Source organism: Aminobacter sp. Piv2-1 (assembly GCF_037625995.1).
Lineage (GTDB): Bacteria > Pseudomonadota > Alphaproteobacteria > Rhizobiales > Rhizobiaceae > Aminobacter.
Genome location: NZ_JARKMU010000002.1, coordinates 131,345 through 157,353, shown reverse-complemented (window position 1 = coordinate 157,353; position 26,009 = coordinate 131,345). Strand labels below are relative to the sequence as shown.

26 protein-coding genes are annotated in these 26,009 nt (G+C 65.8%); 13 read left to right on the top strand and 13 right to left on the bottom strand.

Annotated elements, in window-relative coordinates; genetic code table 11:
- Window positions 1-11: 11 nt before the first annotated feature.
- A complete protein-coding gene (locus tag AmiPiv_RS04565; RefSeq protein ID WP_340036115.1) occupies window positions 12-824 on the top strand; it encodes a tetratricopeptide repeat protein in 813 nt (270 codons plus the stop codon).
- A 69-nt stretch (window positions 825-893) separates the two neighbouring features.
- Here the strand turns inward: AmiPiv_RS04565 and AmiPiv_RS04560 are convergent, their stop codons facing one another.
- The 9 genes from AmiPiv_RS04560 to AmiPiv_RS04520 form a co-directional block, all read right to left on the bottom strand.
- Window positions 894-1,907, bottom strand: coding sequence for a type II secretion system F family protein (locus tag AmiPiv_RS04560; protein WP_340036114.1), 1,014 nt, complete (start codon window positions 1,905-1,907; stop codon window positions 894-896).
- A 6-nt stretch (window positions 1,908-1,913) separates the two neighbouring features.
- Entirely contained in the window at window positions 1,914-2,927 is a 1,014-nt protein-coding gene (locus AmiPiv_RS04555) for a type II secretion system F family protein (RefSeq protein WP_340036113.1), read from the bottom strand.
- 27 nt (window positions 2,928-2,954) lie between these two features.
- Window positions 2,955-4,451, bottom strand: a complete 1,497-nt coding sequence (locus AmiPiv_RS04550) for a CpaF family protein (protein ID WP_340036112.1) — start codon at window positions 4,449-4,451, stop codon at window positions 2,955-2,957.
- Between the two features lie 27 nt (window positions 4,452-4,478).
- Window positions 4,479-5,762, bottom strand: coding sequence for an AAA family ATPase (locus AmiPiv_RS04545; RefSeq protein WP_340036111.1), 1,284 nt, complete (start codon window positions 5,760-5,762; stop codon window positions 4,479-4,481).
- A 20-nt stretch (window positions 5,763-5,782) separates the two neighbouring features.
- On the bottom strand, window positions 5,783-6,508 hold the full coding sequence (locus AmiPiv_RS04540; RefSeq protein WP_340036110.1) for a CpaD family pilus assembly protein: 726 nt from the start codon (window positions 6,506-6,508) through the stop codon (window positions 5,783-5,785).
- Between the two features lie 14 nt (window positions 6,509-6,522).
- Window positions 6,523-8,049: a type II and III secretion system protein family protein gene (locus tag AmiPiv_RS04535; RefSeq protein WP_340036109.1), complete on the bottom strand. Its 1,527-nt coding sequence runs from the start codon at window positions 8,047-8,049 to the stop codon at window positions 6,523-6,525.
- Window positions 8,046-8,861 carry a Flp pilus assembly protein CpaB gene (gene cpaB / locus AmiPiv_RS04530; protein WP_340036108.1) on the bottom strand — a complete coding sequence of 272 codons (816 nt, stop codon included), beginning with the start codon at window positions 8,859-8,861 and terminating at the stop codon, window positions 8,046-8,048. The genes AmiPiv_RS04535 and cpaB overlap by 4 nt, the downstream gene beginning before the upstream one ends.
- A gap of 124 nt (window positions 8,862-8,985) precedes the next feature.
- On the bottom strand, window positions 8,986-9,507 hold the full coding sequence (locus AmiPiv_RS04525) for an A24 family peptidase (RefSeq protein ID WP_340036107.1): 522 nt from the start codon (window positions 9,505-9,507) through the stop codon (window positions 8,986-8,988).
- Window positions 9,508-9,663: 156 nt separating this feature from the next.
- Complete coding sequence (locus AmiPiv_RS04520; RefSeq protein ID WP_340036106.1) at window positions 9,664-9,846, bottom strand: Flp family type IVb pilin; 183 nt, start codon at window positions 9,844-9,846, stop codon at window positions 9,664-9,666.
- A 363-nt stretch (window positions 9,847-10,209) separates the two neighbouring features.
- On the opposite strand from AmiPiv_RS04520, the gene AmiPiv_RS04515 reads away from it, so the two are divergent.
- The 12 genes from AmiPiv_RS04515 to AmiPiv_RS04460 all read left to right on the top strand — a co-directional run bounded on the left by AmiPiv_RS04515 (window position 10,210) and on the right by AmiPiv_RS04460 (window position 21,654).
- Complete coding sequence (locus AmiPiv_RS04515) at window positions 10,210-10,635, top strand: pilus assembly protein N-terminal domain-containing protein (RefSeq protein WP_340036105.1); 426 nt, start codon at window positions 10,210-10,212, stop codon at window positions 10,633-10,635.
- 136 nt (window positions 10,636-10,771) lie between these two features.
- Entirely contained in the window at window positions 10,772-11,347 is a 576-nt protein-coding gene (locus AmiPiv_RS04510; protein ID WP_340036104.1) for a TadE/TadG family type IV pilus assembly protein, read from the top strand.
- Window positions 11,348-11,386: 39 nt separating this feature from the next.
- On the top strand, window positions 11,387-12,010 hold the full coding sequence (locus AmiPiv_RS04505; protein WP_445206896.1) for a TadE/TadG family type IV pilus assembly protein: 624 nt from the start codon (window positions 11,387-11,389) through the stop codon (window positions 12,008-12,010).
- Window positions 12,011-12,104: 94 nt separating this feature from the next.
- Entirely contained in the window at window positions 12,105-13,343 is a 1,239-nt protein-coding gene (locus AmiPiv_RS04500; protein WP_340036103.1) for a phosphopentomutase, read from the top strand.
- Window positions 13,336-14,226 (top strand): bifunctional DNA-formamidopyrimidine glycosylase/DNA-(apurinic or apyrimidinic site) lyase, encoded by an 891-nt coding sequence (gene mutM, locus AmiPiv_RS04495; protein WP_340036102.1) that lies wholly within the window; start codon window positions 13,336-13,338, stop codon window positions 14,224-14,226. Before AmiPiv_RS04500 ends, mutM begins: the two co-directional genes overlap by 8 nt.
- A 46-nt stretch (window positions 14,227-14,272) precedes the next feature.
- Complete coding sequence (locus AmiPiv_RS04490) at window positions 14,273-15,046, top strand: enoyl-CoA hydratase (protein ID WP_340036101.1); 774 nt, start codon at window positions 14,273-14,275, stop codon at window positions 15,044-15,046.
- Between the two features lie 135 nt (window positions 15,047-15,181).
- Entirely contained in the window at window positions 15,182-15,448 is a 267-nt protein-coding gene (gene rpsT, locus AmiPiv_RS04485) for a 30S ribosomal protein S20 (RefSeq protein ID WP_340036100.1), read from the top strand.
- 830 nt (window positions 15,449-16,278) lie between these two features.
- Entirely contained in the window at window positions 16,279-17,817 is a 1,539-nt protein-coding gene (gene dnaA / locus AmiPiv_RS04480) for a chromosomal replication initiator protein DnaA (RefSeq protein WP_340036099.1), read from the top strand.
- Between the two features lie 203 nt (window positions 17,818-18,020).
- Window positions 18,021-19,139 (top strand): DNA polymerase III subunit beta, encoded by a 1,119-nt coding sequence (dnaN, locus tag AmiPiv_RS04475; RefSeq protein ID WP_340036098.1) that lies wholly within the window; start codon window positions 18,021-18,023, stop codon window positions 19,137-19,139.
- A 49-nt stretch (window positions 19,140-19,188) separates the two neighbouring features.
- On the top strand, window positions 19,189-20,325 hold the full coding sequence (gene recF, locus AmiPiv_RS04470; protein ID WP_340036464.1) for a DNA replication/repair protein RecF: 1,137 nt from the start codon (window positions 19,189-19,191) through the stop codon (window positions 20,323-20,325).
- Between the two features lie 88 nt (window positions 20,326-20,413).
- Window positions 20,414-21,178, top strand: a complete 765-nt coding sequence (locus AmiPiv_RS04465) for a molybdopterin-synthase adenylyltransferase MoeB (protein WP_340036097.1) — start codon at window positions 20,414-20,416, stop codon at window positions 21,176-21,178.
- Window positions 21,175-21,654, top strand: coding sequence for a GNAT family N-acetyltransferase (locus AmiPiv_RS04460; RefSeq protein WP_340036096.1), 480 nt, complete (start codon window positions 21,175-21,177; stop codon window positions 21,652-21,654). The genes AmiPiv_RS04465 and AmiPiv_RS04460 overlap by 4 nt, the downstream gene beginning before the upstream one ends.
- Before the next feature lie 32 nt (window positions 21,655-21,686).
- Here AmiPiv_RS04460 and trmB read toward each other — a convergent pair whose 3' ends face one another.
- The 4 genes from trmB to lnt form a co-directional block, all read right to left on the bottom strand.
- Window positions 21,687-22,388 (bottom strand): tRNA (guanine(46)-N(7))-methyltransferase TrmB, encoded by a 702-nt coding sequence (gene trmB / locus AmiPiv_RS04455; RefSeq protein WP_340036095.1) that lies wholly within the window; start codon window positions 22,386-22,388, stop codon window positions 21,687-21,689.
- 18 nt (window positions 22,389-22,406) lie between these two features.
- The gene (gene metK, locus AmiPiv_RS04450; protein WP_340036094.1) at window positions 22,407-23,690 is read right to left on the bottom strand and encodes a methionine adenosyltransferase; all 1,284 of its coding nucleotides are present in this window, start codon (window positions 23,688-23,690) and stop codon (window positions 22,407-22,409) included.
- A gap of 154 nt (window positions 23,691-23,844) precedes the next feature.
- Window positions 23,845-24,264: a helix-turn-helix domain-containing protein gene (locus tag AmiPiv_RS04445; RefSeq protein WP_340036093.1), complete on the bottom strand. Its 420-nt coding sequence runs from the start codon at window positions 24,262-24,264 to the stop codon at window positions 23,845-23,847.
- A 139-nt stretch (window positions 24,265-24,403) separates the two neighbouring features.
- Window positions 24,404-25,990, bottom strand: coding sequence for an apolipoprotein N-acyltransferase (gene lnt / locus AmiPiv_RS04440; RefSeq protein ID WP_340036092.1), 1,587 nt, complete (start codon window positions 25,988-25,990; stop codon window positions 24,404-24,406).
- Between the last annotated feature and the right edge of the window lie 19 nt (window positions 25,991-26,009).

Below are 26,009 nucleotides of genomic sequence, written 5' to 3'. Positions count from 1 at the left end.
ACCCGTCGCCGATGTTGACCAATCGCTCGATGAACGCAACGGGAAAACGCCTCGCCAGAACGGCTTTCCTCGCCCTGCTGGCCGCTGGCGTGGCCGGTTGCGGAACCAGCAAGATGACCACGGGCTCGATCTCGCGCCAGGCCAACACGGCGGAGGCGGCGTCGCCGGGCGACCTCCAGGGCACGGCCGACCAGCTCGGCCGCACCTATGCCAGCGCGCCCGACAACAAGCCCGTGGCGATGCAGTATGCCTCCGTGCTGCAGATGAAGGGGCAGACCGACCAATCGCTGGCGGTGATGCGCAAGCTTGCCATCGGCTATCCCAAGGACCGCGACGTACTTGCCGCCTACGGCAAGGCGCTGGCCGCTTCGGGCGAGCTGCAGCCCGCGCTCGACGCGGTGCGGCGCGCCCAGACGCCGGAATATCCGGACTGGAAGCTGGTGTCGGCGGAAGCCGCCATCCTCGACCAGCTGGGCCAGACCCAGGAGGCGCGCAGCCTCTACCGCAAGGCGCTGGACCTCAAGCCCAACGACCCCAGCGTGCTTTCCAATCTCGGCATGTCCTACGTCCTCGAAGGCGACCTCAAGTCAGCCGAGACCTACCTGCGGTCGGCCGCCGAGCAGCCCGGCGCCGACGGCCGCGTGCGCCAGAACCTCGCCCTGGCGGTGGGGCTGCAGGGCCGTTTCGACGAAGCCGAGAAGATCGCCAGCCAGGAGCTTTCGCCCGAACAGGCGCAGGCCAATGTCAGCTATCTGCGCACCATGCTGGCGCAGCAGAATGCCTGGAACCAGATCAAGGCCGAAGACAAGCCGACCACCAACTGAACCGGCATCGCCGATACGAGCAAGGCCGCGCCTGACGACGCGGCCTTTTGCGTTTCGAGATCTGCGCGTCTACTCGCTGCTCGACTGCTGGTCGCCGAAGATGCCGCGCTGGCTGACCTGGATGCCGGCCGGGCCGAGGATGACGGCGAAAAGCACCGGCAGGAAGAACAGGATCATCGGCACGGTGAGCTTCGGCGGCAGTGCGGCGGCCTTCTTCTCGGCGGCGTTCATGCGCATGTCGCGGCTTTCGCTGGCGAGAACGCGCAGCGCATGGGCAACGGGGGTACCGTAGCGCTCGGCCTGGGTCAGCGCCTGGGTCACCGACTTGACGGAATCCAGCCCGGTACGGGAAGCGAGGTTCTCGTAGGCGACACGGCGCTCGGACAGATAGGAGAGCTCCGCATTGGTGAGCACGAACTCCTCGGCGAGGTCGACCGACTGCGAACCGATCTCGTCGGCGACACGGCGCAGCGCGGCCTCGACCGACATGCCCGACTCGACGCAGATCAGCATGAGGTCGAGCGCATCGGGCCAGGCCAGCTGGATCGACTGCTTGCGCTTGGTGGCGCGGTTGTTGACGTAGAGCACCGGTGCGTAGAAGCCGCCATAGGCAGCCAGGATGCAGACGAAGAGCTTGACGAAGAGCGGCTTGTTCGCGAGGCCGCCGAGCAGGAAGATGTAGGCGGCCGCCAGCGCGAAGCCAACGAAGGGAAGCACCAGGCGGAAGAACAGGAACCGCGTCAGCGGATTCTGGCCTCGGAAACCGGCGACCTTGAGCTTGTTGAGCGTGCCCTCGTCGACGAGTGCACGGCGCAGGTCGAGCCTTTCGACGATGTTGCGCATGCCCACCGATTGCTCTTCGCGCAGCCCGGCGCGGCGACGGCCCGTCTCAGCCGCGAGGCGCGCACGCTGCCTGGCGCGCAACTCATCGCGTTCCAGCGCCACCGCCTTCATGCGCCCCTTCAGGGGATTGCCGGTCAGCGACGGCATGATCGTGAAGATGGTGGCGAAGACAGCCACCCCGACCAGCAGGGCGATCAGGAATGAGGCATCGGTGAATGCCTTGACGACTTGGCCGGTCATGACCGTCTACACCTCGAAATTCATCATCTTGCGCATCACGAAGATGCCGATCGACATCCACACGCCCGAGATACCAAGGATCAGGTTGCCGGTGCTGGTGACGAAGAGCGGCATGATGTAGTTCGGGCTCGACAGGTAGACGAGGAAGGCGACGATGATCGGCAGCGCGCCGATGATCGCGGCGGAAGCCTTCGCCTCCATCGACAGGGCCTGCACCTTGGCCTTCATCTTCTTGCGGTCGCGCAGGACGCGGGAAAGGTTGCCGAGCGCCTCGGACAGGTTGCCGCCGGCCTGGCTCTGGATCTGGATGACGATGCCGAAGAAGCCGGCTTCCGGACAGGGCATGGTCTCGGTCATGCGCAGGGCTGCCTCGGGAACGGACATGCCGAGCTGCTGCCCCTCGACGATGCGGCGGAATTCGCCGCGCACGGGTTCGGGCGATTCGCTGGCGATGAGGCGGATGCCGTCGTTGAGCGGCAGGCCGGACTTGACCGCGCGCACGATGATGTCGAGCGCATTGGGAAACTCTTCCAGGAACTGCTTGACCCGGCGCGCGCGCCGGAACGCGACGAACCAGCGCGGCAGGCCAAGGGTCCCGGCAAGCAGGGCGCCGGGCAACAGGATGAGCGGCGCGCCGGCGAGATAGACGAGCATGGTGACGGCGAGGCCGCAGACGACCGAATAGACATAGAAGCGCTCGACCGTCACCTGCATGCCGGCCTGGCGGATCTGCACCCTGAGCGGCGGCTTCTTGATGTTGCGGTCCTTGGCCTTCTGCTTTTCCTCGAGCTCCTTGAGCGAGTCCTGGACGGACTTGCGCCGCTTGGCGACCTCGGCCGTTCGGTCGCGCGCAGCCTTGACCAGGGTGCGGTCCTGCTCGGTCTGCCGGACCGTGGACAGGCGGCGCTGGGTGTTGCTCTCGGCCTCGATGCGCTTGAACAGCAGGGCATAGGCCACCAGGCCGGCGCTGAGGCCGGCCAGAAGGACGAAGAGCAGGGTTGTGGGATCGAGGCCGAACATGGCGGCTAGCTCCTCGCCTCTCGCATGTCAGTCGGCACCCTTCTCCATGGCTTCCAGCGCGGCGGCGAGCCGCGCCTCCTCGCCATAATAGCGGGCGCGCTCCCAGAAATGCGGCCGTCCGATGCCGGTCGACACGTGCTGGCCGAGCAGCCGGCCGTTCTGGTCTTCGCCCTTGATGTTGTAGAGCACCAGGTCCTGGGTGATGACGACGTCGCCCTCCATGCCGATCACCTCGGTGATGTGGGTGATGCGGCGCGAGCCGTCGCGCAGGCGGGCAGCCTGGATGATGACGTCGACGGAGCCGACGACGATCTCGCGCACGGTCTTCTGCGGCAGCGAGTAGCCGCCCATGGCGATCATCGATTCCATGCGGCTGAGGCATTCGCGCGGGCTGTTGGAGTGGATCGTGCCCATCGAGCCGTCATGGCCGGTGTTCATCGCCTGGAGCAGGTCGAACACCTCGGGTCCGCGCACCTCGCCGACGATGATGCGCTCCGGCCGCATGCGCAGGCAGTTCTTGACGAGGTCGCGCATGGTCACCTCGCCCTCGCCTTCCAGGTTGGGCGGGCGTGTTTCGAGGCGGACGACGTGCGGCTGCTGCAGCTGCAATTCCGCCGAGTCCTCGCAGGTGATGATGCGCTCGTCGCGGTCGATGAAATTGGTCAGGCAGTTGAGCAGCGTCGTCTTGCCCGAACCGGTGCCGCCGGAGATGACGACGTTGCAGCGGACGCGGCCGATGATCTTCAGCACCTCGGCGCCCTGCGGCGAGATGGCGCCGAACTTCACCAGCTGGTCGAGCGTCAGCTTGTCCTTCTTGAACTTGCGGATGGTGAGCGCGGTGCCGTCGATCGACAGCGGCGGGGCGATGACGTTGACGCGCGAACCGTCGGGCAGGCGCGCGTCGCAGATCGGCGAGGATTCGTCGACGCGCCGGCCGACCTGGCTGACGATGCGCTGGCAGATGTTGAGCAGCTGCTGGTTGTCGCGGAAACGGATAGAGGTCTGCTCGACCTTGCCGTTGACCTCGATGTAGACCTGCTTGGCACCGTTGACCATGATGTCGGCGATGTCGTCGCGCGCCAAGAGCGGCTCCAGCGGCCCGTAGCCCAGCACGTCGTTGCAGATGTCCTCGAGCAGTTCCTCCTGCTCGGCGATCGACATCGCGAAGTTCTTGATCGCAATGATGTCGTTGACGATGTCGCGGATTTCCTCGCGCGCGCTATCGGGATCGAGCTTAGCGAGTTGCGACAGGTCGATCGTGTCGATCAGCGCGGAAAACACCTGGCTCTTGGTGTCGTAGTAGCTTTCGCTGCGTTCGCGTTGCGCCCGGCGCGGTTCGTGCACCGGCGGAATTTCGATCGCGCGCCTCACCGGCGCTGCAGGCACCGGCATCGGTGCCGGCGCTGCTGGTCGCGGGGCAGTCAGCGTGTCGGCAGGCGCCGCGGCGGACGCAGGCTCCGGCGCCAGCGGGCGAAATGCCGGCGTCTGGCGGCTGCCGTCGTCGGAACCCCTTCTACCAAACATGGTCGACCAACGCCTCCGCTGCGCGCACTATTTCTTGCGTGACTTGAGCCGGCCAAGGATCGCCCCGAGCCCGGACTGCTTGCGCGTCTTCGCCTCGGACCGGCCGGTCAGGATGTGGGCGATCTCGTTGATCGACTGGACGACCGGATTCTTGGCGTCCATCTCGCCGAGCATGCGGCCATTGTTGGCCGCGTTGCCGAACAGGAGCGGCTCGAACGGGATCACCGAGATCGGCTGAATGCCCAGCGGCTCGGCGAAATCGGCCGGCGAAATCTCGGGCCGCTTCGGCACGCCGGCCTGGTTGAGGATGAGCCGCGGCGGCGGGTCGTTGGGACGCAACCGCTTGAGCATGTCGATCAGGTTCTTGGTGTTGCGCAGGTTGGCCAGCTCCGGCGTCGCGGTGATCACGACCTCGTCGGCGCGGGTGAGCGTGGTCTTGCTCCAGCCGCTCCAGACGTGCGGCACGTCGAGAACGATCAGCGGCGCGCTGCGCTGGGCGGTGTCGATGATCTGCGAGAACGCCTCGGAATCGAAGTCGTAGACGCGCTCGAGCGTGGAAGGTGCCGCCAGCAGCGACAGGTGCTCGGCGCATTGCGCAAGCAGCCGGTCGAGATAGACCTCGTCGACGCGCTCGGGGGCGAATACCGCCTCGGCGATGCCCTGAGCGGGGTCCTGGTCGAAATTGATGTTGGCGGTGCCGAAGGCGAGGTCGAGATCGGCGACGACGACGTCGGACTTGAACAGCGTCGACATGCTCCACGCGACGTTGTGCGCCATGGTCGAGGAACCGACGCCGCCCTTGGCGCCGACAAAGGCGATCGAGCGGCCGATCGGCTCGGCCTCGGGGTCGACGAAGATCGAGGAGACGACGCTGACGATGTCGGCCGTGGTCACCGGCGCCACGACATATTCGGAAATGCCGGAGCGGATCAGCTCGCGATAGAGCGCCACGTCGTTGTAATGGCCGATCACAACCACCTTGGAGCTCGGGTCGCAGAACTCTGCCAGTTCGTGCAGCCCTTCGAGCAGGCTCTTCGGCTCGCGGCGCGATTCCAGGATGATGAGATTGGGCGTCGGCGAGCTGCGATAGACGTCGACCGCCGTCTCGATGCCACCTGTGTGCACCTTGAGATGGGCCTTGGCCATACGCCGGTCTTCGCCGGCCCGCGCGATCGGCCCGGCGACGCTGTCGGACTCGCAGAAGGCCTGGATCGAAATGCGCGGCACCGGCCGCAGCGCCTGCATCAGCGCCATGTCCTGCTGCGAGGGCTCGGCGCCGTCGGGCTGGGGGTCGTAGGCCAGGTTGCTCATCTTGCCGTTCTTCCCATGGCTCAGTAATTGACTTCCGAGTTGTCGACGAACTCGCCAGGTATCTTGCGCGCGCGGTAGGCATCGATCACCGCGCTGCGGTTCTCGGCATCGATCTCGCTCGGCTTGCGCGGTCCGAGCAGGTCGGCCGGATTGGCGATCTGGGCCGCCAGGTTGTTCTGGTAGGAACAACCGAAATTGGCGTAGTGCTTGTTTTCGGCCGTGTTCAGCACGTCTTCGGGCCAGCTGCCGCAGCGACCGGTCTGGGCACGCATGGCCACATAGCTGACGCGGACCGGCGATGGAGCGTCGGCATAGGTCGCCTGGTAGCTCGAGATCGTGATCCGGTTCTTCGGCACGCCGCTCACGATCGCCACGCGCGTCAGCGCCTTGGCGGCGGCGTTCGCAGCGCCGTCATTCGCAGCGCCCGCCGGCACCAGGATCCGCAGGGGCGGCGCGTTGCGGCGGTCATAACCGTCGAGGAAGCCTTCGAAGGTGAGCTTCTGCCCTTTCGAAATACCGCGATCGTAGATCCCGACCGGAATGTCGAGCGTCTGGTTCTTCTCGGCGATCACGATCGGATGGTTGGTGCGATAGTCGTCCGGGATCGAACCGACGGTGATGCTGTCGCGGCTGGCGCAACCGGCGACGAGCGCCACGGCCGCAGCCGCCAGCAGGGGACGAAGGAAACGCGAGGCCGCCTGACTCTGCCCGGTGGCACGCGTGGCGACGAATACTGCCTGAGACATGCGCCTATCCCCACTCACTTGTAGATGAAGCCGACCACGCCGTGGTATCGGCCCATCGGCTTGTCCGTTTTCATGGTGCCGTAGACACGGTTGACGCGGCCGAGGAACATGCCGGCACCGTCGCTCGCGGCGTTGAAGTTGTCGTCGGGCTTGGCCAGGTCGTTGCGCGCCACCGGACGGGCCAGATAGGGCGTCACGATGATGACCAGTTCGCTTTCGTTGCGGACGAAGTCGCGGCTGCGGAAGAGCGTGCCGAGCACCGGGATCTTCGACAGGCCGGGCAATCCGTTGACTGCCTGACGGACGTCGTCGCGCACCAGGCCTGCGATCATCATCGAGCCGCCGGAAGGCAGCTCGACCGTGGTGTCGGCCAGGCGCTTGCGGATCGACAGCGCCGTCATGCCCGGCGTATTGAAGCGTGATCCTTTGGAGAAGCCACCCGAGAGCGACACGGATCCTTCCGTCGTCGGCTCCGAAACCTGGGTCCTGATCTTGAGGCTGATGCGCCCGGGCGAAAGCACCACCGGCTGGAATTCGAGACCGATGCCGTAGTCGATCTTCTCGATCGAATAGGTCCGGCCGCCGCTGCCCCCGGCTTCCTGGTTGCTGACGATATTGAACTCGCCGCCAACCTTGAAGGTGGCCTTCTCCCCGGAAATGGCGGTGAGTGTCGGTTCGGCCAAGGTCTTCATGACGCCGGCCTGCTCCATGGCATTGACGTAGGCGTCGAGCATCGAGGTCCCGAGCGATATCTGTGAGGCGCCCAGCGGCTTGCCCAGGCCGGGAATGCTGTCGCTGATCGCGCCCCAGGTGATGCCGTTGCCGTCGCTGCCGCCGATCATGTTGACGCCGAGCTGCTTCATCACCGTACGGCTGACTTCGGCCACGGTGACCTTCAGCATCACCTGGTCCTCACCGATGATCTGCAGCAGGTTGACGATCTTGCTCTTCTGGCGCGTCTGATCGGGGTTGTCGATGTCGACGCCGCCATTCTCGGAACCGCCGGTCGCGGTCTGCGAATATTGGCCCGTCGTCGCCTCACCGCCGGTGACGAAGATGGTTGCGAGATCGGCCGCGCGCTTGGCATCGAGCGGCGTCTCCACCGTTCCGGTGAGCACGACGTTGTCGTTCAGCAGCTCGACGGTGATGTCGGAGTTCGGGATGAAGCGCTTGAGATAGTCCTCGAGGCCGGCGACGTCGCGCTCGACCGCCAGGTCGAGGCTGACGATCTGCTCGCCATTGGGGCCGAAGACGAAGATGTTGGTCTCGCCGACCGACTTGCCGAACAGATAGATGCGGCGCGCCGTGCGGGTGACGGCGTCGGCGACCGCCGGATTGGCGACGAGGATGTCGTAGGCATCGCTCGGCAGGTCGACGACCACCGACTTGTTGAGCCCGAGCTTGACCCTCTGGCTCGCGGTGTTCGCCCCCACCTTGGCGTCGGGTGCTGCCGATGCCGGCGCCAGGCCGAGGGAAAGCGAGGGGACGGCGAACGCAGCGAATGCGGCGACGGTTGCCAGAAGCCTGACGCTGGACCTCATTTCCTCGCTCCCGTTTCGGAAATCTCGCCGGACTTGATGAGGCGCACGGTGCCGCGCTTGCCGCTGCCGGAGATCAGGTAGTCGGCCTCGGCGAGGTTCTTTTCCTGGGTGTCGGCCACCGAGCGCAGCGCGAGCGTCAGCCGGTCGGCCATCTGCTGCGCCACAGTGATGATCTCCGCCTGCTGCGGCGTGAGCTCAAGGGTGGCGGTTTCGCCGACCTTGACCTTCTTGCCTTCCTCGTCCTCCTGGATCGCCTGGTCGATCGCCAGCACGCGGATGTTCTTGAGGATCGTCTCGGTGGTGAAGCCCGTGCCGGACTGGGCCGCGTCGGAGCGGCGGGTCATGATCACGTCGACATAGTCGTTGGGCAGGATGAAGCCGCCGGCCGAGGTATCGGCCGAAATCGTCGTGGCGACGGCTCGCATGCCCGAAGGCAGGACCGCCGACATGAAGCTCATCCCTTCGCCGATGAGCTTGGACTTGCGCAGCGGCTCACCGCTGTACATGGCAAGGCGGGCGAGCGAATTCTTGTATTTTTCGAGCGCGTCCGGCTCGGTGCTGCGCGTGATGAAGTTGGGATTCACCGCATCGCTGGGCCAAGGTTGCCAGGCGATGTTGCCTTCGGTCGAGCCGCCGATCGGGACGTCGCCGGTCAGGACCAGCACATCGGTCATGGTGATCTGCGGCTGCTGCGGACCGGACTCGACGATCACCTGCGGGGGCGGCGCGGCCGACATGTTCTTGGCGACATAGCCCGCTCCCCCTGCCGCGGCAACAGCCACGCCAAGAATCATGAGTCGCGATGCTGCCATTGTCCGAACCTCGCCCCGGCATACCCAACAAGCCGAGGCGACTTTGCATAGGCAATCGTCAAATTATGGTTAATGCGATCCTTATATACATGATTAATGGTCCCTTACGCCGAGCGTGCGGAGATCACTGTCCCGTCAGGCGCGCCACCGCCCAGACCATCAGGGGTGAACTGGGGTATGTGACCAGGCCACCTATGCCCAGTGCAATGCCGTAGGGCACACCGCCGGCGTCCTTGGAAAAGTTCCTGAGGAACATGTTCTGGCTGGCGATGTGGGAAAGTGCGGAACTGCGGAAGGACAGGATCGCCAGCGTCAGCATCCCGCCAAACACCGCCGATGTGAGGAGATACTGCATCAGCGGCATCCCGAACCCCATCCAGACGGCGGTCGCCGCGATCAGTTTGGCGTCGCCGCCGCCCATGCCGCCGAGCGCGAACATGGCGAAGGTGATGCTGAGCATCAGGGCGCCCGCGGCCAGATGCATGCCGATGTCGGCCCAGGCCATGCCGGTCAGCGGCGCGACGACGAGGAAGACGCCGAGCAGCAGCAGCGGCACCCGGTTGGCGATGGTCATCGACAAGACATCGGAGACCGCCGAATAGACCATGCAGAAGGGAAAAACGACGAGAACAAGAGCTTCAAGCATCGCCAAACCTTCCGACGGTTGGATCTGGTGTCCAATCTTGAGCAATGGACGTTAAGCTTGGGTGAAACCCGGAGCCGAAATACCGTTCAAAACGGGAAAGGCTGCCTTTGGGCAGCCTTTCCACGTTTTCTTCTTTGGAAACGGCCGCAGCCGCTATCAATTAGCAGTCGGCGCGTTCTGGATCGCCGTCGCGACGTCCCTGAACTTGGTGTCGAGCGCCGAGCCAACCAGCCCCGCGCCGGCGATGATGGCAACCGCGATGAGGGCGGCGATCAGACCGTATTCGATGGCGGTCGCGCCGGATTCGTCCTTCACAAAACGTGCGATGAGGTTAGACATCGTAAGCTCCTAGCTCCGTGTTACAGCACTTCCGTCAACATTTCTCTTGCCGTCGATCGGATGACTGCAACCTAGCGGGGAGCCGTTGCGATCGGCTTAAGAAACACCCTTACCGATTCCTTTCGGCCGCGGATGCCGTCGTTTGGTTAACCGCGAGCTAAGCTGAAAACTGGCCTGCCTCGGCCGCTTGGAACCCTGCCAAACCGCCAGTTGCACCGGCTTCGGGCCTTCCCCGGCCCTTTGCCGGCAACCTTGGGCCGGCACGCCCCCCGGCGACCTGGCCACTTCACTTAACCCTTGCTTCACCAAAATCGTTCATCTTCCATTGAGCAGTCGACACCGAGCCGTCCGAGAGGCGCCGCAATGGCACAGCCGACATATCTTTTCCTGGGGTCAGCCCTGATCGCGGCAGCCATCGTCGCTCCACAGCAGGCGCATGCCGGCTCGGGCATCGAGGTGACGATGAACCAGGCCAAGATCGTGCGGCTCGCCCGCCCGGCCGACACCATCGTCGTCGGCAATTCGGCCATCGCCGACGCCTCGGTCCAGGATGCCTCGACCATCGTGCTGACCGGCAAGGGCTTCGGGGTGACCAACCTGGTCGTGCTGGACTCCGACGGCAGTCCCATCGTCGACGAACAGGTGACAGTCGTCCGCCAGGCGGTCTCGTCGGTACGCATCTACAGGCGCTCGGAAATCCAGACGCTGTCGTGCACGCCCTATTGCGAAAGCTCGTACAAGAGCGACGCCGAGCGGCAGTCCGAGAGCGAGATGAACGCCAGCCAGTAGCGCGGCATCCCGGGTTCCGGGATCGGCAAGGTTAGCGCCGGGTAAAGACGCAGCATAAGAATTTCAGCACCATCCAAACCGCGTCTCAACGGCTTTCGTCTATCGTGAGCTTTGGATCATTCGAGACGGTCGGCACATGGGTAAAGAGCCAGCGACGGGACAGGATCGCGCAGGGCACGGCAAGCGGCGTCTCGTCGCCCGCTTCCTGCGTGAGCGCAGCGGCAGCACGGCGATCGAATTCGTCATGCTGGCCATCCCCTTCTCCATGCTGGTCTTCGCAATCCTCGAAAGCAGTATCGCCTTTGCCGGGCAACAGGTGCTGGCCAACGCGGCCGACGAGGTCGCGCGCCAGCTCCGCACCGGCCAGATCAAGGCGGCGGACGCCACTGAAATCACCGTGAAGAAGATGATCTGCGACAGGCTCGAGATCCTCGTCGCCAAGGACTGCCCAGGGCTTTTGGTCGACCTGCGCAGCTACAGCACCTTCGCCGACGCTGCGAAGGTCAAGGTCAAGTTCACCTCCGACAGGGACATCGACACCACCGGCTTTACCGTCAAGCCGGGACCGTCGATGTCGAAGAACATGCTGCGCGTGTTCTACAAGTGGCCTGTCATCACCGACTTCATGCGCGCCTCGATGTCCAACCTGAAGGGCGGCAACACGCTGCAGTTCGCGACGGTCACCTGGCAGAACGAACCGTTCAACGACTGAATTCAACCCGTTCGGAACAGGCAGGAGAAGACGCAAGACATGTCGAGCAGGGCCGTGGTGCTCTCGATGCTGAAGCGATGGGGCGCCGCCGCGCGGGCGCTTGCCGCCGACAGGCGCGGCATCGCGGCGGTCGAATTCGCCTTCGTCGTGCCGCTGCTCCTGGCGCTCTATTTCGTCACGATGGAAGTCTCCCAGGCGATCGAGACGAACAAGAAGGTGAGCCGCATCGGCTCCATGGTCGCCGACCTCATCACCCAACAGCAGTCGACCACCACGTCGGAGATCGACGCCATCATGAAGATCGGCGAGTCGACCCTCCAGCCCTACAACCGCAGCGTCGGCAAGATCGTGGTGACGGCAATCGACATCACCAGCGACGCAACGCCCAGGGTCCAGGTGGCCTGGTCGCGCAAGCTCGTCGACGGCACGGCGGCCGTGGGAGCGGCCAAGGGCACGCCCACCACCGTCCCCGACGCGCTCAAGGTCGCGGGCACGTTCCTCATCCGCGTCGAAAGCGATCTCGCCTACAAGCCGGTGATCACCTGGGCGGCGGAGGACAAGCCGGTGCTCGGCCTTGCCGCCGCCTTCGACGGCATATCGATGAACGAGACCTACTATTTGCGCCCGCGCATGAGCCAGAGCATCGGCTGCGGCGACTGCTGACGGCCATCGTCAGTTGCCGCGGTGCGGATAATTGCCAAGTTGCGGCCCGCAACTTATGTCTGTCGGGACTATCCCAACCGAGAGCCCGATCCCGATGGCGCGCGCATTTGTCTTCGTTCTGGATTCCTTCGGCATCGGCGGCGCTGCCGACGCGGAGCGTTTCGGCGACGCGGGCGCAGACACGTTCGGCCATATCGCTGCGGCCTGTACTGCCGGTCGCGGCGACCGCGACGGCCTGCGCAGCGGCCCGCTCGCCCTGCCGAACATGACGGCACTCGGGCTCGGGCGCGCCGCCAGGCTGGCCACGGGCTTCGCATTCGACGCCTCTGCCGCGCTCAGGCCCGGCGCCTTCTTCGGTGCCGCGCAGGAGGTCTCGAGCGGCAAGGATACGCCTTCGGGCCACTGGGAGATCGCCGGCGTACCGGTCACCTTCGACTGGGGCTATTTTCCGCAGACCGTGCCCGCCTTCCCCACGGCACTGACCGAAGCGATCATCCGCGAAGGCCGGGTGCCGGGCATCCTCGGCGATTGCCACGCCTCCGGCATCGAGATCATCGAGCGCTTCGGCGAGGAGCACATCCGCACCGGCAGGCCGATCTGCTACACCTCGGTCGACTCGGTGCTGCAGATCGCCGCCCACGAGACCCATTTCGGCCTCGAGCGGCTCTATGAACTCTGCAAGGTGGTGCGCCGCCTCGTCGATCCGCTCAACATCGGCCGCGTCATCGCCCGCCCCTTCGTCGGCGAGACCGTTGCCACCTTCGAGCGCACGCCCAACCGCAAGGACTACGCGACGCCGCCGCCCGAGCCCACGCAGCTCGACCGGCTGACCGAGCGCGGCAGCAAGGTCATCGCCATCGGCAAGATCGGCGACATCTTCGCCCATCGCGGCATCTCCGAGGTGCGCAAGGGGGTCGGCAACATGGCCATGTTCGACAAGGCGCTCGGCGCGATGGACGACGCCGCGGACGGCGACTTCGTGTTCGCCAACTTCGTCGACTTCGACACCGAGTTCGGCCACCGCCGCGACGTGCCGGGTTATGCCGCCGCACTCGAGGCCTTCGACGGGCGCATCCCGGAAGCGCTGGCGAAACTCCGGCCCGGCGACCTCATCATCTTCACCGCCGACCATGGCAACGACCCGACCTGGCGCGGCACCGACCACACGCGCGAGCGCATCCCGATCATCGGCATGGCGCCGGGCCTCACCGGCGGCGATGTCGGGCTGAGGCCCACCTTCGCCGATATCGGCGCCACCGTCGCCGAGCATCTCGGCCTTGCGCCGGGGCGCCACGGCACCCCCTTCCTGAGGACGATCGCCGGCCATGCCTGAACTGCCCGAGGTGGAAACCGTCCGGCGCGGCCTGCAGCCGGTGATGGAGGGGGCGCGCATCGAGCGCGTCGAGACGCGGCGCCCTGACCTGCGCTTTCCCTTCCCCGAGCGTTTCGCCGAGCGCCTGGCCGGGCGCCGGATCGCCGCGCTCGGCCGCCGGGCCAAGTACCTCACCGCCGATGTCGAGGACGGACCGCTGCTGATCTGCCATCTCGGCATGTCCGGCTCGTTCCGCATCGAGACGGAGGCGGACGGCTCGACGCCGGGCACGTTCCACCACGAAAGATCGAAGTCCGAGGCGCACGACCACGTCGTCTTCCACGTCGCCGACGCCAAAGGTGCACCGGCACGCGTCATCTTCAACGACCCGCGGCGCTTCGGCTTCATGCTGTTTGCCGAGCGGGACGCAGGCGTCCACCCAATGCTCGCCGGCCTCGGGGTCGAGCCCACCGGTAACAGCCTGGATGGCGCCCTCCTGGCGGAGCTGTTCCGCGACAAGAAGGCACCGCTCAAGGCAGCCCTGCTCGACCAGCGCCTGATCGCCGGCCTCGGCAACATCTATGTGTGCGAGGCGTTGTGGCGCGCCGGGCTTGCGCCCACGCGCGCGGCGGGCACCATCGCCGGCAACGGCAAGGTCGCCCGCGAACGCGCCAACCTGCTCGCCACCTCGATCCGCGAGGTGATCGCCGAAGCGATCGCCGCTGGCGGCTCGTCGCTGCGCGACTATGTCCACACCGACGGCTCGCTGGGCTACTTCCAGCATTCCTTCTCCGTCTACGACCGCGAGGGCGAGGCTTGCGCGCACAGCGGCTGTGCCGGCCATGTCGAGCGGATCGTCCAGAGCGGGCGCTCGACCTTCTATTGCCGTCACTGCCAGCGGTAAGCTAGAGCGGGTATCGAACCCGGTGGCTTCGCAAAGGGAGAGCGGCATGGCCTATGAAACGATCCTCGTGGAAAAGCGCGGCAAGGTCGGGCTGATCACGCTCAACCGGCCGAAGGCGCTCAACGCGCTGAACTCGCAGGTGCTCGGCGAGCTTCTCGCCGCGACCGGCGCGTTCGACGCCGACGACGGCGTCGGGGCCATGGTCATCACCGGCTCGGAAAAGGCCTTCGCCGCCGGGGCCGACATCAAGGAGATGCAGGCCAAGACCTACGTCGACGCCTACATGGAAGACTTCTTCTCCGGCTGGGAGGCCTTCACCCGCAACCGCAAGCCGATGATCGCCGCGGTCGCCGGCTATGCGCTCGGCGGCGGCTGCGAGCTGGCCATGATGTGCGACTTCATCATCGCCGCGGACACCGCCAGGTTCGGCCAGCCCGAGATCACGCTCGGCGTCATGCCGGGCATGGGCGGCTCGCAGCGCCTCACCCGCTTCGTCGGCAAGTCGAAGGCCATGGACATGTGCCTGACCGGCCGGATGATGGATGCCGCCGAAGCCGAGCGCTCCGGCCTGGTGTCGCGCGTCGTGCCGGCGGCCGATCTGCTCGATGAGGCGATGAAGGCGGCGTCCAAGATCGCCGACTTCTCGCTGCCGGCGGTGATGATGTGCAAGGAGGCCGTCAACCGCTCCTACGAGCTCACGCTCGCCGAAGGGCTGCGTTTCGAGCGCCGCGTCTTCCATTCGATGTTCGCGCTCGAGGACCAGAAGGAAGGCATGGCGGCCTTCGCCGAGAAAAGGTCTGCGAATTTCCGCAACCGCTGACCTGAATCGCGTTGACGCGCCGGACAAGCTGAACTATAAGCCGCACCAACCGAGGCGGCCTCAGGGACGCCCGAGCAGTTTTTGCGCTCCGCGGGAACCCGCTCGCGCCACCATAGAGATCAACAGAGAGGCACAATGGCCAACACCTCCTCGGCCAAGAAGGCTACCCGCAAGATTGCCGCCCGCACCGCGGTCAACAAGAACCGCCGTTCGCGCGTCCGCACCTACCTCCGCAAGGTCGAGGAAGCCCTGGCCTCCGGCGACAAGGCCGCAGCGCAGGCCGCCTTCATCGCCGCGCAGCCGGAACTGATGCGCGCCGCCACCAAGGGCGTGCTGCACAAGAACACCGCCTCGCGCAAGGTTTCGCGGCTGGCACAGCGGGTCAAGGCGCTCTCCGCCTAAGCCCTGTAAGCAATTGGATTTCTGAAGAACCCGGCCTAACCAGCCGGGTTTTTCTTTTGCCGAAATGGGCCTGGAAAAAGGGTCCGGAAGAGGCAACTAGATGTGCCGCAATGATACATGAAACTTTGCCGGCATATGCGGTTATTCTTATAAGTACAACCGCCACAGGTGGCTTCGGGCCGGACTCACCGTGGCAGAAATCTCTCTTTATATTCAGATACTTGCCAACAGTCATCCACAGGTTGTTCAACCTCGCCCCGGGCTGCGGGGGACAAGTTGGTGTCAAGCGGATTCTTTTAAAAATTTTTCCTGCCGGGCGCGTTTTTTTTCGCTTCCCGCAAAAGGGTTTGAATCACAAGGGCTTTGCTTGAGAAGAGGATCGGAACGGCCTCTGAATCCGGGTCGGAGCTAACCAGATTCATTAAAAATGGGTTAGACCCGCCCTTGCCGTGTCCACAGCGATTTTTGTAAGGTCTGTCCATCGAAGAGACGGGCACGAAGCCCTCTGCCAAGCCTTAAAAATCGGCGGCGTTCTCGGCGTGGATAGAATCCGCGATCGGGGGAGGTGTGCCTGCTTCGTAATACTTGGGGTGTGGGGATAAGACATTATGGCGACTTGTTGCGCGCCGGCGTCTTCGCCGGTCGTTAATGTATTTGCCTGTAGCTGCCGCCCCCGCAGCGACAGTCTCCCTGCGCGGCCATAGGGGCCTGGGGAGACACGATTGGGGCTCGGCCATTAGCGGCCTGCTTCCCAGCAGAACTTTCCGGCGGAGGTGCGAGCGGCGCACCCCCGCATGGGCAACGAGGACCGAAGGTTAGGGATCGTAATTATGCAAAGCGGCATCGAAAGCGAAGCAAAAGCGGGCTTTCTTTTTACCGGCGAGCTGATCGAGGGCAATGGAGTGACAGCCGTCAGCGCCGCGGAGAAGATCTTTGACAGGGTCAAGACGCAGCTCCAGGCTCGCCTGGGCAGCGAAGTCTTCTCGAGCTGGTTCGGCCGCATGAAGCTGGCGGAGGCTTCCAAGGGCGTGGTGCGCCTTTCGGTGCCGACCGCCTTTCTGCGCTCCTGGATCAACAGCCACTATCTCGATCTGATTTCCGAGCTCTGGCGCCAGGAAGAGCCCGAGCTGCTGAAGCTCGAAGTCATCATCCGCACCGCGACGACGCGCGCGGCGCGCCCCGCCAGCGAAGGCGATGCGGCCGCCCTGCGCAACAAGCCGGTGCGCCAGGCCCAGAGCGCGCTTGCCACCAGCACCGTGGCCGCCGGCCGCGTCGAGCGCCCCGCCCCTGCCCGCAGCGGCGCGGCGGAGCCGGAGTTCAAGCAGAGCGTGCTCGGCTCGCCGCTCGACCCGCGCTACACCTTCCAGTCCTTCGTCGAGGGCCCGTCGAACCGGGTGGCGCTGGCTGCGGCGCGCGCGGTGGCGGAATCGAACTCGCGCTTCAACCCGCTGTTCCTCCACGCCACCGTCGGCCTCGGCAAGACCCACCTCCTGCAGGCGATCGCGGCCGAGTCGCTGCGCCAGAACCCGAAGTCGCGCGTCGTCTACCTGACCGCCGAATACTTCATGTGGCGCTTCGCCACCGCCATCCGCGACAACAACGCGCTGACGCTCAAGGAGCAGCTGCGCGACATTGACCTGCTGATCATCGACGACATGCAGTTCCTCCAGGGCAAGTCGATCCAGCATGAGTTCTGCCATCTCATCAACATGCTGCTCGACAGCGCCAAGCAGGTGGTGGTCGCGGCCGACCGTCCGCCGGCGGAGCTGGAATCGCTCGAGCCGCGCGTCCGCTCGCGCCTCAACGGCGGCGTGGCGCTGGAGATGTCGGCGCCCGATCTCGCCATGCGCCTGGGCATGATCCAGCTGCGCTATGCCGGCGCGAAGGCCGAGGACCCGAACCTCAACATCGGCGAGGACGTGCTGGCGCATGTCGCGCGCACCGTGACCGGCAGCGGCCGCGAGCTCGAGGGCGCCTTCAACCAGCTGGTCTTCCGCCAGTCCTTCGAGCCGCAGCTGTCGATCGAGCGCATCGACGAGATCCTCGGCCACATCTACCGCACGGGCGAGCCCAAGCGCGTCCGCATCGAAGACATCCAGCGCATCGTCGCCCGCCACTACAACGTGTCGAAGACGGAGCTTCTGTCGAACCGCCGCACGCGCACCATCGTCAAGCCGCGCCAGGTCGCCATGTACCTCTCCAAGGTCATGACGCCGCGCTCGCTGCCCGAGATCGGCCGGCGTTTCGGCGGCCGCGACCACACCACGGTGCTGCACGCCGTGCGCAAGATCGAGGACCTGTCGGGCGGCGACAACACGCTGGCGCAGGAGCTCGAGCTGCTGAGGCGGCTGATCAACGACCAGGCCTGATCCTTTGCCGGGGCGGCACGGCCGCCCTTGGCGGGGACTTATCCCCAGAGCGCCCGCGCCACCGCCCCAAAAGGCTGCGCGGGCTTGCCTTTCCGGGGATTTTACTGTCAGACTCGGCAGAATTCCGATCGTGTTGCGGGCTTTCCCCGGGCGCAGTTCGAGCCCGCGAGCCCGCACCTTCAAATAAGCGAGCCTGTTTCGTCATGCGTGTTATCCTGGAACGCTCCAACCTGTTGAAGTCGCTGAACCACGTGCACCGCGTGGTCGAACGGCGGAACACGATCCCGATCCTGTCCAACGTGCTCTTGCAGGCGGACGGCGCGAGCCTGGAGATGAAGGCGACCGACCTCGACCTCGAGGTCTCGGAGGCCACCCCCGCCAATGTCGAGCGCGCCGGTGCCACCACCGTGCCCGCGCACCTGCTCTACGACATCGTCCGCAAGCTGCCCGACGGCGCCGAGGTGATGCTCAAGACCGACGAGGACGGCAACGCCATGTCGGTGATCTCGGGCCGTTCGAGCTTCCGGCTGCAGTGCCTGCCGCAGTCCGACTTCCCCGAGCTGTCGGCCGGCTCCTTCTCGCACATCTTCCGGCTCGACGCCCAGGCGCTCAAGGGCCTGATCGACAAGACCCAGTTCGCCATCTCGACCGAGGAGACGCGCTACTACCTCAACGGCATCTTCCTGCACACGCTGGAAAGCGCCGGCAAGCTGATGCTGCGCGCCGTCGCCACCGACGGCCACCGTCTCGCCCGCGCCGAGGTCGAGGCGCCTGCGGGCTCCGAGGGCATGCCGGGCATCATCATCCCGCGCAAGACGGTCAGCGAGATCCAGAAGCTGCTCGACGCTCCCGACGTAGCGGTGACCACCGAGCTGTCCGACACCAAGATCCGCCTCACCATCGGCAGCGTGATCCTGACCTCGAAGCTGATCGACGGCACCTTCCCCGACTACCAGCGCGTCATCCCGAGCGGCAACGACAAGAAGCTGACCATCGACCGCCAGAGCTTCGCCGCGGCCGTCGACCGCGTCTCCACCATCTCGTCCGAGCGCGGGCGGGCGGTGAAGCTGTCCATCGCCGACGGCCAGGTGACGCTCGCCGTCAACAACCCCGATTCGGGCAGCGCGACGGAAGAACTCGCCGCCGACTATTCGGCGGACCCGATTGAGATCGGCTTCAACGCCAAGTATCTGCTCGACGTCGCCGCCCAGCTGTCGGGCAGCGAGGCGCGCTTCATGCTGGCGGATGCCGGGTCGCCCACGCTCATCCACGACACAGCCGACGAGAACGCTCTCTACGTGCTGATGCCGATGCGCGTGTAGCGCCCGCACGTCCGTGCAGGACCTCGAAACCGGGGGGACGCCGAAACGCATCCCTTCGACGCATATCCGCAAGCTGACGCTGACGGATTTCCGCAACTACGGCTCGCTTTCGCTCGACCTCAGGCCGGGCGCGGTGGTGTTCACCGGCGAGAACGGCGCCGGCAAGACCAACCTGCTCGAGGCGATCTCCCTGCTCACGCCGGGACGCGGCCTGCGCCGGGCGCCCTACACCGACGTGGCGCGCGAGGGCAGCTCCGGCGCGTTCGCCGTGCATGCGACGATCGATGGTCCGTTCGGCGACGCCGAGATCGGCACCGGCACCGCGCCGGAGGCCGCCGGCGAGGCGGGGCGGCGCGTGCGCATCAATGGCGCGACGGCCAAGTCGGCCGACGAGATGCTGGAATGGCTGCGCGTCGTCTGGCTGACGCCGTCGATGGATTCCCTGTTTACCGGGTCGGCCGGCGACCGCCGCCGTTTCCTCGACCGGCTGGTGCTGGCGATAGACCCGGCGCACGGCCAGCGCGCGCTCGACTATGAAAAGGCGATGCGTGGCCGCAACCGGCTACTGTCGGAAGATCGCCGCGACCGCAGCTGGTTCGAGGCGATCGAGACCCAGATGGCCGAGACCGGTGCGGCGATCGCCGCAGCCCGCGTCGAGATGGTGCGGCTGCTCACCGCCATGATCGGCAAGCTGCCCGAGACGGGTCCCTTCCCGCAGGCCGACCTCGCGCTGTCGGGCACGCTCGAGGAGAGCATCGGCAACATGCCGGCGGTCGAGCTGGAAGAGCATTTCCGCCGGGCGCTGGCCGAGGGGCGCGAGCGCGACCGCGCCGCCGGCCGCACGCTCGAAGGCCCGCACCGCTCCGACCTCGTGGTCCGCCACCGGCCGAAGGCGATGCCGGCCGAACTCTGCTCGACCGGCGAGCAGAAGGCGCTGCTGGTCGGCATCGTCGTCTCGCACGCACGCCTGACCGGCGAGATGGCCGGTGCGGCACCGATTCTCCTGCTCGACGAGATCGCCGCCCATCTCGACGCCGGCCGGCGGGCAGCACTTTTCGCCATCCTCGAAAACCTCAACTGCCAGGCGTTCATGACCGGCACCGAGCCGGCGCTGTTCTCCAGCCTCGCGGGCAAGGCGCAGTTCCTGACCGTCGACCACGGCAGCGTGCGGCCGACCGATCTCTGAGGCTGCACGGACCAGCACGTGTCCGAAAGGACGTGCGGCGCCGCAACACCGCCTGACAAGGCGACATCGCGCCTATATGCTCCCGGCCATGAACCAGGCCGCCCCCCTCTCCCCCGAAGAACTCGAACGCTACGCCCGCCACATCGTGCTGCCGGAGATCGGCGGCCCCGGCCAGCAGAAGCTGAAGCGCGCCCGCGTGCTGGTGATCGGCGCAGGCGGGCTCGGCGCGCCGGTGCTCGAATATCTGGCGGCGGCCGGCGTCGGCACGCTCGGCATCGTCGACGACGATCATGTATCGCTGTCCAACCTGCAGCGCCAGGTGATCCACGACACCCAGTCGGTCGGCCAGTCCAAGGCCGAGAGCGCCGCGGCGGCTATCCGGCGCATCAATCCGCATGTGACGGTCGAGCTGCACCAGCTGCGCCTGACCGAGGCCAATGCCGGCGAACTCGTTTCCGCCTACGACCTCGTCGTCGACGGCTCCGACAATTTCGAGACGCGCTATGCGGTGGCGGACGCCTGCGCCGCATGCGAGCGGCCGCTGGTGCACGCCGCCGTCGGGCGCTTCGACGGCTCGATCACGGTGCTGAAGCCGTTCGAGACCGGCGCCGACGGCCGCCGCAACCCAAGCTACCGCGACCTCTTCCCCGAGCCGCCGCCGCCGGGCCTGGTGCCGTCCTGCGCGGTGGCCGGCGTGCTCGGCGCGCTGACCGGCGTGATGGGCACGCTGCAGGCGATGGAGACGATCAAGCTGATCACCGGCATCGGCGAGCCGCTGGTCGGCCGCTTGCTGCTTTACGATGCACTCGGCGCCCGCTTCGACACGGTGCGCTACAAGGCATCCCGAGCATGACGGACGTCACGATTGCCCGCCTGCCCGAGGACTTTTCCCGCTGGGACGAACTGCTCGGCCTCATCATGCGCTGCTTCGCCTACATGGACGGGGTCATCGACCCGCCGTCCTCGGCACACAAGCTCACGCCCGAGGGCCTGCGCCGCAAGGCGGGGGAGGAAACCTGCTTCATCGCCACCATCGACGGCCGGCTCGCCGGCTGCATCTTCGTCGCCGAGCGGAGCAACGCCTTCTATGTCGGCAAGCTCGCCGTCGACGAGAGTGCACGCGGCGCGAGCCTCGGCCGGATGCTGATGCAGGCGGCCGAGCGCCACGCCATCGAGCACGGCAAGCCGGTGCTCGAACTGCAGGCGCGAATCGAACTCGTGGCCAACCACGCCACCTTCGCCCGGCTCGGCTTCGTCGAAGTGGAGCGCACGGCGCATGAGGGCTACGACCGGCCGACCTCGCTCACCCTGCGCAAGCGTCTTGCCTGAGCCTCGGCATCGCGTCGGCGAGGGGTTGCAGCCTAAACCCTGACGAAAGTCAGATAGGCTGGAACGCGGTTCTCGCGGATGGCCTTGGCCTCGTAGCGTGTGCGGGTCCAGCCGTCATAGGGCCGGTGCCAGTCCTGGGCGTCGGCCGCCTGCCAGTCGAAGCCCGGATGGGCGCGGCAGTGCAGCAGCGTCCAGTTGACATAGGTGTCGATGTCGGAGGCGAAGCGGAATTTTCCGCCGCGCTTCAGCACGCGGGCGAAGCGGTCGAGATTGGCCGGGCTGACGAAACGCCGCTTCCAGTGCTTCTTCTTCGGCCAGGGATCGGGGTAGAACAGGTCGATGCCGTCGAGCGACGCCTCCGGCAGCCAGTCGAGCAGCTGCGTGGCGTCTTCGTCATAGAGGCGGATGTTGAGCAGCAGGTGCTCGTCGAGCGCCGCCGTCATCTTGGCCATGCCGTTGACGAAGGGCTCGACGCCGATGAAGCCGGCGTCGGGCTTGTTGGCGGCGATATGGCGAAGATGCTCGCCGGCGCCGAAACCGATCTCGAGCCGCACCTTCGTGACCGGCGCCTCGAACAGCGTGGTCAGGTCGGCGGGGGCCGGCGTTGCGAGGTCGAGACCGAAGCGGGCGAGCCCCTTTTCAAGAGCCGCCGCCTGGTGAGGGCGGACAGGCTTTCCGCGCCGCCGGCCGAAGAAGGCTTCGCTCGTGCGGCTGCGGCGCGGTTCCTGTTCCATCGAAAAACGCCAGTCGCCTCAGGCGGCGACAGCTTCCTTGCTGGCGACGGCATCCTTGATCGCCTTGACCAGGTCGGTCTTCTCCCAGGAGAAGGATCCGTCGCGGCCGGCCTTGCGGCCGAAATGACCGTAGGACGAGGTCTTGGCATAGATCGGCTTGTTGAGGTCGAGGTGGCGGCGGATGCCCGACGGCGACAGGTCCATGACCTCGCGCAGGGCTTCCTCGAGCGCTGCCTCCGACACCTTGCCGGTGCCGTGCAGGTCGACATAGACCGACAGCGGCTGGGCGACGCCGATGGCGTAGGACAGCTGGATGGTGCAGCGATCGGCGAGCCTGGCGGCAACCACGTTCTTGGCGAGGTAGCGCGCCGCATAGGCGGCCGAGCGGTCGACCTTGGTGGTGTCCTTGCCCGAGAAGGCGCCGCCGCCATGCGGGGCAGCACCGCCGTAGGTGTCGACGATGATCTTGCGGCCGGTCAGGCCTGCATCGCCGTCGGGGCCGCCGATCACAAACTTGCCGGTCGGGTTGATGTACCAGTTGCAGTCCTTGGCGATCTCGAGGTCGCCGAGGGCCTCGCGGATGTAGGGCTCGACCACCTTGCGCACCTTGGCCGAATCCCAGCTGTCGTCGAGATGCTGGGTCGACAGCACGATCTGGGTGACGTCGTGGGCCTTGCCGTCGCGGTAGCGCACGGTGACCTGGCTCTTGGCGTCCGGACCGAGCTTGCCGGCGTCGCCCTTGCCTTCGTGGCGGGCGGCAGCGAGCAGCTCGAGGACCTTGTGGCTGTAGTAGATCGGCGCCGGCATCAGGTCCGGGGTCTCGCGGCAGGCATAGCCGAACATGATGCCCTGGTCGCCCGCGCCCTCTTCGCCCTGGCGGTCGGCGGCGTTGTCGACGCCCTGGCCGATGTCGGGCGACTGGCCGTGCAGCAGCACGTCGATCTTGGCGGTCTTCCAGTGGAAGCCGGCCTGCTCGTAGCCGATGGCGCGGATGGCCTTGCGGGCAACGGCCTTGAACTTGGACGGATTGACGACCGGGTGGCCGGCGGTGTCCTTGACGATCTCGCCGTTCTTGTCCTTCTTGAGCAGCGTGTCGGGCACGCGAACCTCGCCGGCGATCACGACGCGGTTGGTCGTCGCGAGCGTTTCGCAGGCGACTCGGACCTTCCACGGATCCATGCCGGTCTTCTTGGCTTCTCGGTAGACGAGATCGACGATCTCGTCGGAAATGCGGTCGCACACCTTGTCGGGGTGACCTTCGGATACGGATTCGGACGTGAAGAGATAGTTCTGCCGCGACACGGGATGTCCCCTCTTGGAAAGCGGCCGGCGCGATGCCGACCATTTGGCGCGGCCATGTGTTAGCGAAGCCTGCCGGAACTCGTCAAGCAGGCTTTTCGCCACGTAAGGCAGGTTATTGCAATGCGTTGCGACGGCGCATCGCCGTCGCACGGTGTCACTGCTCGTCGTCGTCGGCCAGGACCTTGGCCAGCTCGATGACCTTGCGCCGGACTTTCGGGTTGGAAATGCGGGCAAAGGCACGGTTGAGCTGCAGGCCCTCGGCGCTCGAAAGGAAATCGACCACGAAGCTGGTGGAAGCATCCTCGGCCAGCCCCCTGTGCTCGGTGCCTTCTTGGCCGGGAGCGTCCTCGAAGAAGAATGCGACCGGCACGCTGAGGATCGAAGCGATGGCCTGGAGGCGGCTTGCTCCGACTCGATTCGTGCCTTTTTCATACTTCTGGATCTGCTGGAAGGTAATTCCCAAGCTTTCGCCCAGCTTCTCCTGGCTCATTCCCAACATATTGCGTCGCAGGCGAATTCGCCCACCGACGTGAACGTCGGTAGGATTTGGTTTTTTCTTGTTTTCTTTTTCCACTGTCTTTCCTCGCCGGATTATTCCAGCATTATTATTGGGCAGATGCCCGTTTCAGGGCCGGTTGATCTTTTGCATACCAATGCCGACCGGAACGGCCTGAAGCCGTGCGACAGCATATGAGTTTCTAACAACCACAGTGTCAATTCGCCCTGAGCCTCTGCCTCAGCTTCAGGCCGCCTGCCGCAACGGCAAACCCCAACATGATCAGGAAACCGTTAACACGCCACGGTTGCGACGGCGCGGCGCTCGACGCGTCCACCGGAAGCGAGAAATCGATGATGCCGCGAGTGTTCATCGCAAGTGCATCCACAGCTCGCCCGAACGGATCGACAATGCCGGAAATCCCTGTGTTGGCCGCGCGCAGGACCGGCATTCCATTTTCCACGGCGCGGATCTGCGACTGCCGGAAATGCTGGTATGGGCCGGGCGTGTCGCCAAACCATGCGTCGTTTGTAACATTTACAATAATCTGCGTTGACGCTGCGTCAACAGCGACGAGCTCAGGAAAGATTATTTCGTAACAAATGTAGGCCGCCGCCTTGAGGCCGCCAGGCAGGTCGAACGGGCGACGGCTCGTGCCGGCTTCGAAATTCATTGGGCCGGCGACCAGCTGCGTCAGCCCGACACGCGCCATCAGATCGGCAAAGGGTATGTACTCACCGAACGGCACGAGATGCACCTTGTCGACGGCGCCGACGATCTCGCCCTTGTCGTTGATGCTGGCGACCGAGTTGTAATAGAGCGTCTCCCCGCCCGAGCCGTCCTCGGCGCGCACCGTGCCGGCCATGAGCATCTGCCCTTCGCCCAGCATCTCGCCGATGGCTACCAGTCCGTCGGGGCGCTCGGAGAACAGGAACGGCACCGAGGTCTCCGGCCAGACGATCAGCTGCGGCTTGTTGGCGCCGGCCTTCGGCGCCTCGCTCGAGAGCTTGAGCAGGTCGGAGAAGATGCGGTCGCGGACGCGGCCGTCCCATTTTTCCGACAGGTCGATGTTGGGCTGGACGATGCGGACGTCGAGCGTGCGGCCGGCTGGCACCGCCGGGGCGGACAGCCGCAGGTAGCCGTAGCCGGCATGCGCGGCCGCCAGCAGTACCGCCAGCGCAGCGCCAAGCTTCAGGTTGCGGCCGTCGGCCAGCAGCGCCGGCATGGCGAAGACGAAGACAGCCAGCACGTTCATGCCCGTCGTGCCCACCACCGACACGCTCTGCATCAACAGCGGAATGGGCATGGCGCCAAAGCCTACGGGAATCCATGGGAAGCCGGTGAAGACGAAGGTCCGCAGCCATTCCATCAGGCCGAAGGCGAAGGCGAGCGCCACGACCCGGCCGATGCCGGGGCTCCAGAACAGCCGCGCGATGGCCGCGGCAAAGCCGTAGAAGAACGACAGTATCAGCGGAATGCCGACGACGGCGAAGGGCAGCGCCCAGGCAAAGCTCTCGGCTTCCACCAAAAGGGCGCCGCCGATCCACCACAGCCCGGCCAGGAAATAGCCGAAGCCGAACCACCAGCCCGTCGCGAATGCCGGCCTGAGCCGGCGCAGGACGCCAGCCGGGGTGTCGGCGACGGCACCGTCGATCAGCCACACCAGGATGGGAAAGGAGAGGAACCCGGCGAAGAAAAAGTCGTACGGCGCCTGCGCCAGCACGGCGGCGGCGCCCGCCAGGAACGCCGTCAGGTTTCTCCTCCAGCCAGAAAGCAGAATTATCCGTCCCGCAAAGCGCACCATTCGTCCCCCCTCAGCAGCA